Origin of the sequence: Shewanella sp. NKUCC05_KAH (assembly GCF_019345585.1) — a bacterium.
GTDB classification, from domain to species: domain Bacteria; phylum Pseudomonadota; class Gammaproteobacteria; order Enterobacterales; family Shewanellaceae; genus Shewanella; species Shewanella oncorhynchi.
The window spans coordinates 22,019-31,775 of sequence record NZ_JAHKQZ010000034.1; the positions used below are offsets into that span (position 1 = coordinate 22,019).

The following is a 9,757-nucleotide window of genomic DNA, read 5'->3' on the forward strand; positions in this document are numbered from 1 at the left end:
GCGCTAAACCGACATAAATGGGCTATCAAACGATAGCCCTTTTTTATTCAGTTTTGTTTTTAAGCAGGAACAATCTCATGAAAAATTATGTGCAAGATGGCAAGACCATTAGCTTTACGCCCACCGCCGCAGTTGCCAGTGGTGAAGCGGTATTACTGGCCACATTGTTAGTTGTGGCGATTGGCGCCATTGCCGCCGATACCGAAGGTACAGGTGTAACTGAAGGCGTGTTTGAACTCCCTAAAAAATCCACAGATGTGCTCGCAGTTGGCGCAGCCGTGTATTGGGACGACACCGCTAATGAAATCACATCACTCGCCACGGGCAATACCTTAGCTGGCAAAGTATGGGCTGCTGCGGCAAATCCATCTACCAGCGTCTGGGTGAAGATCAATGCCTAACGTTGGCAACCACTTTGCCGATCGCGTGCGGGGTAAAATGGTGCGGCTGTTTCAGCGTTTGGCTGATCCGTGCCTTTTTACCCCAAGCGATGGTTCAGCGCCATTTACTCGTCTGGTGAGTTTGGATGATAACGGCGCTGAAATTGCGGCCTCGTCTAATGAATATGTCCCCGAGCTAATCAGTCGTGCCGAGTTTTTACAATCCGAAGGGGCGGTAAATTCTGGTGATGAGTTTGCGATAGGTGAGGGCATTAGCGCCCAGCAAGGACGCCTCACCCAACGGGTAAGCATGGATTCGGTCAGCGTGACCTTTATCTATATTCCGCTTGAGGCCTAGCCAATGGCACGCATAAAGATTGAAGGCATGGAGGCGGTAACAAAGGAACTTAACCGCATTCGTGATGCACAAGCGCCAGCGATTAAACGGGCGATTGAGGACGCAGTTAAGTTTGGTAAAAAGGCAGCGGTTGACGGCATTTTTAACAAATACGGTTTTAACTCAAAAAGCTATGTTGAAAAGTTGTTTAGCTACAGTATCGACCCTAGCAATCTTAAAGGTTATATCAGCGCAAGATATCGCCCAAGCACCTTAACTCGCTTTGCTCGTCCATTGTATCGCACGGGTAAAAACGGTCGATCTAGAACGAACGGGCACATGATCAGCCCAATACGTAATGAGCCACATTGGTTTAAAGGCACATTTACCTTTATTGGTAAAAATCGCAATTTTTTAATGTATCAGCGTTTGCCCGGGCAAACGTGGCGCACATTTAAACAAGCCAAAGCGGCAGGCAATACATCTATGTATGGCCCTTCAGTTGCGGGTAGTTTTGGTTCAATACAAAAGGATATTGAGCCACCAATTATTAAACATCTACGCGAACGCTACGGCCACCACGCTAGCAGTTAACTAAGAGGCAACTCCATGATCCAAGCAATCTTAGACCGCCTCGGGCTGGTTGACGGCGCAACTGTACGTGAAGGTTTTTATGTGCAGTCCATTGCCAAAGAAAGCAAGTTCATCTTTTTGCAGCCTTATACCGATGCCTTTGACGCTAAAAATGGCATTGATAAATATAAGGATGATCTGGTGCTGCAAGTGGTTGCTGGCGTAAAACTCGCTAAAAATCCGCAACCAACCAGTGAGCTAATCAACCTCGTGCGCGCTATCCGAAGTGCATTCTATAAAGATGAGCGCTTCCCTGAAAAACCTAGCTGGTTGCCCTCGGTGATTAGCTTTAAAGAGACTGAGCCCTGCAAGTACATCATGCCCGAAGCCCATGAAGAACACGGCCTAGCGGTGTTCACCCTATCCCTTGTTAATACCGTTAAATTTGGAGACTCACTATGAGTGAAATAGTAACCGAAAGTTACATCGGCTCAGCGATCGTCTATATCGATGGCCGTGACTGTGGCAACGTGAGCGGCGTAAAGCTCGCTATTGAACAAGAAACCAAATCCTTGCCCAACTACCGTGGTGGCGGAGGTTATGCCGATGAAGTCACATTGATTAAATCCGTAAAATTAAGTGCGACCTTTTACGATTTTAATAACGAAAACTTAGCGTTAGCTATGCGCGGTAAGATTGATGTATTAACTGCAACGCCCATCGCAGATGAAGAAATTATCGCTGTGCTCGATGGCTTAGCGCAAACCGCAAAAATGATTGATACCAGTATCGCCCCTGTTGTTAAAAATGAAGCGGGTGATGTTACTTATGTACTTGATGAAGATTATGTTGTCAGTGCCGCAGGTATCCGCGCGTTATCGACTGGCGCCATTACAGCAGGCCAAACATTAACCATTGGCTACACCAGCCAAGCGGGTAATGCGTTGCAGGCATTAACGGAATCTGGCAAAACGGTCAGTGTGGTCGTTGACGGTATTAACGACTCAACCGGTAAACCGTGGATGCTGAAGTTTTATAAGTGGAAGCCCACACCCACATCAGGCTTAGACTTGATCGGTACCGATTACGGTAGCTTCGATATTGAAGGTGCTGTACTCGCTGACAGCTCAATCGTTGCCACGGGTAAGTCTAAGTTCTTCGTCCGTAGCGCAGCATAAGTCTAAAGATTGTTCCCAATAGCCCACAGCATGTGATCCATGTGCTGTGGGCTTTTATTTTGGTTTGTTAATTCCTATCAATCGGTGATGCTATGAGTTTTAAAGATCAAGAAGTGAATTTAATTATTCAAGGCAAAGATCTGTTTTCTGCTGAGGCCAAAAAGTCTGAGCAAGCGTTGCAGGAGTTGGGGCGCGAAAGCGAAAAGCTCAATGAGCAACTTGATGATTTAAAACGCCAGCAAGAGGCTATTAAGGCGATCGATTCTCTTACCGAGTCTATCAATAAGGGCGAACGCGCCTATGTTGATAACGCCCAAGCGCTCGATAAGTTAAAGAAAGAGCAGAAGCAGGCTAATACTGAGGCAAAAAACCTTGATAAATCGCAGCAAGATGCGGCTGCCTCAACGGCTAAGCTTGAAACTGAATACAGCCAAACTGCGGCGCAGTTGGCTAGCTATGATAGCCAACTTGCCACCGCTCGCGCCGAAGTTGAGCGTTTAACTACGACTCAAAATAAAGGTGCACAGGCTAGCCAAGCACAAGCAAAGGCATTATCCGCGGCTAAAACCGATTTGCAGCAGCTCGAATCAGCGCAAAAAAATACCGCCGCCAGTGCGACCAAGTTGGCAAACGAGCTTGAGCAAGAACGTAGCGAATTAACGCGCTTAGGTAGCGAAGTTGAAAAGGCTGGCCGTAATAAAGCCGAATATGCACTTAAAGTTAAAACGGCCAGTAATGAGCTAACTAACCTTGGCAGAAGCCTTGGCAGCAATAAAGCGCAATTAGATAAACAGCAAGCTGTGCTGAATAAAGCCGGCATTGATATGGGTAAGCTGGGCGATGCCAGCCAAGAATTAAAAACCAAACAAGCTGGCGCAGAAGCCGCGCTTAAAGGGGTTAACGATAAATTAGCGCAGCACGATAGGTTATTGGTTGAGTCTAAAAACTCGGCCAAGGTTGCCAACGCGCAAACTGACCTCACCACCAAGGCGGTGAGCACGCTGGCTAAGGCTTATGCTGTATTGCTGTCGGCACAGCAGGCGGTGCAAACGGTAAAAAGTGGCGTTGAAAACTACAGTGAGTTAGAAGCCGCTATTACTAAGGTTGAAAAAACCACCAACCTTGCCCGTGATACTGTGGTGAAAATGGCCGATGAGCTTAAAAACCTCAGCGAAAACGTCACCCCTACCAGCACGAATGAGCTGCTGCGCATGGCGGAAGTGGCGGGCCAGTTAGGCACTAAATCGACTGAAGATATTCTCAGCTTGGTGGCTGCGGCTGATGCGTTGGGGTTATCAACCAACTTAGCCGGCGATGAAGCGGCAACAATGCTGGCCAGAATTTTAGGGATGACTCAAGAAGGTATCCCTGAGATCCACAATTTATCCTCGGCTGTGGTAGCGCTTGGTAACGACTTTGCGATTACCGAAGCTGATATTGTGCAGATGACCAAGGAGATTGTGTCTGGTACCCGTGAAATTAACTTGGGTTCTGCTGCGGCTGCGGCGTTTGGTACTACGCTGGCAGAGTTAGGCCAACCAGCTGAACGTTCGCGAACGGCTATGCAACGCCTTGGCGCTGAGATTAACGAAGCGAGCAAAAAAGGCGGCGATTCACTTGAGCGATTAACTAAGATTACCGGGCTAACTGCTAAGCAGATTGAGCAAGATCTCGGCGATGCGCCTGAAAAGGTATTGGTTAAATTCCTTGAGGGCTTACAAAAGGTTAAGGCCGAAGGCGGATTAGTCTCTGATGCCCTTAAATCGATGGGCATTGATGGCACTGAGGCGACAGGCGTTCTTAGTGTATTAGCGGATGGTACAGATCGTCTAAAAGTTGCATTAGAGCTAAGTAATAAAGCCTATGCTGCAGGCGATTACCATATGAAGGAAGCGATTAAAGCTTACTCTACACAAGAATCAGCATTAGGTCGTCTATCTAACAAATTCCACACCCTAACTACCGATATCGGTGAAGCATTTTCGTATGATACTGATCTTGCTATTCGTGGTACAGGTGATGCCATCGATAAGGTGCGGGAGGATGTTGTTAATTTGGTAGAGAGACTACCAGAATTAGTTAGCGGTTTTGTGGAGCTCGCGAAGGCAGCCAATGATTTTGTGGAGACGTTCTCTGATGACAAGGTGGGCCTATTTGAAAAAGCATTCGATAGAATAAAGCTCGGTGTTAATTCGCTGTCTTTATCATTCAAGGTGGTAACTCTTAGTGCGCAGCAAGCATTATTAGATGTCGTAAGTATTAAAAATAAAGTTGCTGAATTTGGCGGTTTAAAAATAGACACCACATTTATCGATAATCTTCGAATCAAAATGAGGGAAACCGAAAAAAGCATAGAACAAGATCATAAAGATATGGCTGCCGCTGCCGCTCGTATGGCAGGTGAATCTTCAATTGCGTATGAAAAACTGCTAGATGCATCAGATAAATATAAAGGTGCAATTAATAAATTAAGTACAGAACAGCAAGCTAGTTTAAAAAATGTAATTGATGGTAATAAATATAATGCTGATTCTGAAAAAATATACCGTGACTTGACTTCAGCTATTGTACTTGCCAATCGTGAGCTTGAACTTGAGGCCGAGTTTAAAAATAACGCTGCTGATGCTAGTAAGAAAAAAGCAGAGGCAGATAAGCAAGGTGTTGATGCTGCGAGTGCGCTTGCCGTTAGTCAGTCAAAGGTGAATACCTCTACAGAACAGTATTCTGTCACAGTGAAGGAGGCAATGGCTCGGCAAGCTGAACTAAATCAGCTGCACGATAAAGGGCTTATTTCAACAGAAACATTGAATAACATGACCAAACTGCTCAATGCATCGGTCAAGGATTACAACGTAGAGGTTGATAAAAGTAATACTAAAACCCTCACTCAAACTGATTTAACTAATGCATTTCTTATTCAGCGCAAAGCGCTACAAGCGCAGTACGAAAAGGGTTTGCTGACTGAAAAAGAACTGAATATTTCACTGCAAGAGTTAGCGGCATCACATACTAAAGTCGTTGAACAGTCGAATAAATCCATTGCCGCGACAGGGTTGTTGTCTGATGCACAGTTAGACTTGCAAGAAAAAATATTAAGGACCGAGAAAGAGGTTCGTGATCTTGAAGCGGCTTTAAAAGATGAGAACAAAGCCACGGCTGAACTCACCCTTATAAAAGCTAAGTTGGCAAAGGAAGAAGCCAACCTTGCTGATCTGAAGCGCGAGTCTGTTGAGCTATCCAAGATAGAGAACGCGACCTATGTTGAACTGTTGATATTGCAGCGTGACTATGAAGCGCAGCTTGAAGCATTGGATCGAAATTTCAGGGCGGGTTTATTAACTAAGCAAGAGTACGATGCTCAATCACAAATACTCAAAGGGACGTTGAGTGAAGTCAATAAAGTGGTGGGTGAAAGCAGTAAAAAGACAGATGAAAATACCGAGGCCACTAAGGAAAACACTAAGGCCACAAAGGACAATACTGCCGCAGGTATTGAAAATGCTAAAGTTATCGCGGAACAATTAAGTACGATTGATGACTTTAGGGGAAGTGCTGCCGCCACGCGTGATGTGATTGTTTCGCTGAATACCGAATACGATTACTCAAATGCCACTATCCAAGCAATGACCGAAAGGTTAGCGCAACTGGATAATCAAATCGCGGGTGCTGACCAAAAACGCGAAAGGCGAGAAATCAATAATGCTATTCGGATGCGTGATTGGGTCACTCAAATCGAGAGTGGATCACTCAGCTTGCAAGAGCTAGGTGAAATTGCTGATCTCGCTAATAACTCTGTAGTAAGGCTTTCTGACAATCAGCTTGTTCCGCTCAATAAAGCAATCGATGAAGCCCGTTCACGTTTTAGAGAATTGGCCGATGAAATCAATAAAACCACAATGGATATTCAAGACCGGCTCGATACCGCTTTGGGCAACCAGAAGGATATTGCTGAGCGTAAGTTTGCTAGTGAGCTAAAGGAAGTGAACGATTTAATCACCACAGCTCAAGCATACGGTGATAGTCAGCTCATCAATAAACTGCAAAAAAGTCTTAGTGATCTTAAGCAGGCACAAGACTTAGAACGTAAGGCCCTGCAGGCTCAGCAAGCAGCCGATAAGCAAAGCGCTGCCGAGGCGAAGAAGCAAGCCGAAGCCAGTGCTACGACTGCTAAGGCTGCGGCTCAAACTCAAGCAACTGCTACCGTTAACACGCAAGCCAACACCCAAACCAGCACGCAATCTGTGGCTAACACTTCAGATATGCAAGTGCTGCAACTGCAGGTTGGCAATAGCACCTTTAACGCCCAAATGAAGCGCAGCCTCGTCACTGAATTGATGAACGAGATCAAACGCCTGCAATCTGTTGGCGGTTAGCCAATCCTGTTATTCGCCCCAATTAATCAAAGGTCCCTATGACAACCATCGATAGCATTGATATCGCGGTGGATTTGCTGTGGCTAAACCGCGACAACACGCCACGCGTTGCGGCCAATATGAAGCGCGCCTTAAACGGTGCGCCATTAGTGCAGCAAACCATTATCCCAGCCGGTATTACCATGGAGTTAGGCACCAAATCGGGATGGATGCTGCGCACTGAGTTTGAACAATTAAAAGCCCATGCCGCCACTACGTTAACCGCCTTCACGTTGGCCTATGAAGGCACCAGTTATAACGTTGTTTGGGATAACACTGCAGGTTCGCCCATAACGGGTGAGGATTTATTTGACGAAGTTGGCGGGTTTGAAAAGCTCACTAACGTGGTTCTTAAGTTTCTGACTTTATAGGCCGTTTATGACAATTTCCCGTTTAGATTTAAAAGTATTTAAGCCAGAGTTACTGGGTTCAAGTAATGAGGCTGGCGGCCAACGGACTAAACAAGTGGTGCAGTCTGGCAAGCTTAATGAGCTATTTTCAGCGATATCCGATATCGACCATGCCCAATCCAGTATCGACATTGTAAAAGCGTTCCCTGCGCTCGATACGCCAGACACCAGCACTTTGATTGATGCACATGTGTTTATCAGTGAGCCACCGATAGACCCATTAGTTAACGTATTCATGATCGAGTCTGCCGCGCTGGATGATGAGTCTCGCATGACAGATATGAAAGAGATCATTGAGTCGTCAGTCACTGCAGGAGAATTGATCCGTGAAGGTGGTCCCGGCTTCCTTGTGAACCAAAACTCGTTTTCCTCAGATTACCTGCAGTCGTCATATCGATTTAATGACCGAGACTATTGGAAAACCACTTATTTACAGGTTGGCCAAGTGATCTGTATTACCGTGGAATATCCTGGCATTGAAAACGTGGCATGGCCACGCAAAACCCATTTTTGCAAAGTCACGCGTACCAGCATAGTGAACGGTGCAGTGGGTACCGTAGTATTCGACCCGCCGATCCCTTTTGCGACACCAGAACCAGGTTTGCAAATCAATGGCCAGAGTAAATGCACTCGCTTGCGATTATCTAACACTGCATCCCCATTGAAATTCCACGGGGTAACTAAGCTGACTGCCGCCGCCAGCGGGGTAAGTTTAGCTGTGGGCGCGACTCAATTGTCGTTACTGCCTGCGATCACCACCTTAGCGCCAAAGCCAGGCAATACCATCACGGGTGGCAGTGATAACGGCGATGCCATTGTTAGCCAAGTGATCCGTAAAGTGATTAGCCAGCCAAGTGCCCAAGGGACGTATAGCTATACCTTCACCACAGCGGATTTACTGATAGATACTAATGTTGTCACTGCCGTATCAACAGATCCTTATGGCGTTTTCGGTGGGAGTAGTGCTTTAGTTCAGTCGATTACTGTCGGGACAGGGAACGTGACCGTTACGTTACGGCCTGATGTGCGCTTTGCCTACAATCCCACTGTCTCGCTCTATTATGTTTCTGCTTACAAATACAGCATTTACTCAAGCGCTAGTGCATTCCCAGCGAATAAGCAGCTAACGGTTGGCAGTATCAAAGGTCGTGCTGTGTTTGCCGATAGTAACTATGTGCCTCAGGATGTATTTGAAAATGTGAATAGCGGTATCGGTAAGTTGTATGACACCACTGAGTTGCTGGCGACCATTGATTATTTTACTGGGGTGGTGACTAAGCAAACGGTAAGCCGTGGTGATTTTACACTGACCTATTCAGGTTTAGTTGAATCAACCACTGCAGCGGCTGCAGGCGATACTATGGCTAAATTTGCCTTGAGTGTGGCTAACCCATTGTTAGAGAGCTTTTACGTGCAGGTTGAACGGATATCCGACCATGCCATTATCAGCGCCTCATCTGACAACCAAGGCGTGATAACAGGCAGTGGCATTAGCGGCACTATCGTAGATGGTTTGGTTGAACTGTTATTTACCAATCCGGTGGATTTAACCACGCTGCGCTATGACATTACCGACCAATTGCGCCAACTACCCCCCGCCGAGATTTACGGACTAAACCCACTACGGATCCCCAATGACGGCATTGTCGATATGTTCAGACGCTGGGGCACTGTCGCGCTTTCTCATACCCAAGTGCAGCAAGTCACAGGCTCTGTCGGCACTGTGTTTACGATTCGTGAAAATGCCCAGTTTGTGGATATTACCGATGCCAATGGCGCCAGCCTATGGACCCCTAATAATGACCATTTCACCGTAAACAAGGTGGCAGGAACTGTCACGATTAACAGTGATTTTACGGGGTTTGCTGCGCCGTTTGTGCTGAGCGATACCATTATGGAACTCGGTCTAGTGTCATCGTTTACAGGCAATAGCGTTGTGCTGGCCAAGCCATTAGCCCGTGAATATCCGGTAGGTACCACATTAGCCAGTGTGCAAATTCTTGGCGACCTGCAGGCGCGTGTTGGCAGCGTGCGGGATATGACAGCATGGGCCAACAATTGGGACCTCGATGGCGACCCAGCTACGGGTAACGTGAATGCGGTTGACTATCCGTTTGAAGTCAAAAACACCACTGCAGTGAATGAAGATTGGGTATTGATTATGACCTCAGCCAGCGCCTTTCGTTGTGTTGGCCGCCGTCTTGGTCAAATCGCAGCAGGTGACACACTGAATGATTTTGCTCCCATTAATCCACTGACTAATGCCCCTTATTTCATCATTCGCTCAGGTGCATTTGGTGGCGGTTGGCAGCAAGGCGAAGCGATTCGTTTCGCCACGTTCGCGGCCTCAAATCCGATAATGCTGCTGCGCAATGTGCAGGTCGGTCACAGTCAAATCACTACAGATAAAGCCGTATTGTCATTTTTCGGTAACGAGTCATAGGAGCAATTGAAATGGGATTACCAG

Annotated in this window: 8 protein-coding genes; all 8 read left to right on the plus strand. The window is 46.7% G+C overall.

Annotated elements, in window-relative coordinates:
• Positions 1-77 precede the first annotated feature (77 nt).
• The 8 genes from KO533_RS21875 (at position 78) to KO533_RS21910 (ending at position 9,733) form a co-directional block, all read left to right on the plus strand.
• Positions 78-401, plus strand: a complete 324-nt coding sequence (locus KO533_RS21875; RefSeq protein ID WP_012196684.1) for a capsid cement protein — start codon at positions 78-80, stop codon at positions 399-401.
• The gene (locus tag KO533_RS21880) at positions 394-738 is read left to right on the plus strand and encodes a hypothetical protein (protein ID WP_105251450.1); all 345 of its coding nucleotides are present in this window, start codon (positions 394-396) and stop codon (positions 736-738) included. The genes KO533_RS21875 and KO533_RS21880 overlap by 8 nt, the downstream gene beginning before the upstream one ends.
• A gap of 3 nt (positions 739-741) precedes the next feature.
• A complete protein-coding gene (locus KO533_RS21885; protein WP_219256144.1) occupies positions 742-1,311 on the plus strand; it encodes a hypothetical protein in 570 nt (189 codons plus the stop codon).
• Between the two features lie 15 nt (positions 1,312-1,326).
• Positions 1,327-1,752: a hypothetical protein gene (locus tag KO533_RS21890; protein ID WP_105251452.1), complete on the plus strand. Its 426-nt coding sequence runs from the start codon at positions 1,327-1,329 to the stop codon at positions 1,750-1,752.
• On the plus strand, positions 1,749-2,468 hold the full coding sequence (locus KO533_RS21895; RefSeq protein WP_219256145.1) for a hypothetical protein: 720 nt from the start codon (positions 1,749-1,751) through the stop codon (positions 2,466-2,468). The genes KO533_RS21890 and KO533_RS21895 overlap by 4 nt, the downstream gene beginning before the upstream one ends.
• Positions 2,469-2,560: 92 nt before the next feature.
• Positions 2,561-6,841 carry a phage tail tape measure protein gene (locus tag KO533_RS21900; protein ID WP_219256146.1) on the plus strand — a complete coding sequence of 1,427 codons (4,281 nt, stop codon included), beginning with the start codon at positions 2,561-2,563 and terminating at the stop codon, positions 6,839-6,841.
• A 38-nt stretch (positions 6,842-6,879) separates the two neighbouring features.
• Positions 6,880-7,251, plus strand: a complete 372-nt coding sequence (locus tag KO533_RS21905; RefSeq protein WP_219256147.1) for a hypothetical protein — start codon at positions 6,880-6,882, stop codon at positions 7,249-7,251.
• Between the two features lie 7 nt (positions 7,252-7,258).
• A complete protein-coding gene (locus KO533_RS21910) occupies positions 7,259-9,733 on the plus strand; it encodes a hypothetical protein (RefSeq protein ID WP_219256148.1) in 2,475 nt (824 codons plus the stop codon).
• Positions 9,734-9,757 lie beyond the last annotated feature (24 nt).

Bases quoted from the DNA above. Each gene is read 5' to 3' on its own strand.
- KO533_RS21875 (WP_012196684.1), top strand. From the start codon at position 78: ATGAAAAATTATGTGCAAGATGGCAAGACCATTAGCTTTACGCCCACC.
- KO533_RS21880 (WP_105251450.1), top strand. From the start codon at position 394: ATGCCTAACGTTGGCAACCACTTTGCCGATCGCGTGCGGGGTAAAATG.
- KO533_RS21885 (WP_219256144.1), top strand. From the start codon at position 742: ATGGCACGCATAAAGATTGAAGGCATGGAGGCGGTAACAAAGGAACTT.
- KO533_RS21890 (WP_105251452.1), top strand. From the start codon at position 1,327: ATGATCCAAGCAATCTTAGACCGCCTCGGGCTGGTTGACGGCGCAACT.
- KO533_RS21895 (WP_219256145.1), top strand. From the start codon at position 1,749: ATGAGTGAAATAGTAACCGAAAGTTACATCGGCTCAGCGATCGTCTAT.
- KO533_RS21900 (WP_219256146.1), top strand. From the start codon at position 2,561: ATGAGTTTTAAAGATCAAGAAGTGAATTTAATTATTCAAGGCAAAGAT.
- KO533_RS21905 (WP_219256147.1), top strand. From the start codon at position 6,880: ATGACAACCATCGATAGCATTGATATCGCGGTGGATTTGCTGTGGCTA.
- KO533_RS21910 (WP_219256148.1), top strand. From the start codon at position 7,259: ATGACAATTTCCCGTTTAGATTTAAAAGTATTTAAGCCAGAGTTACTG.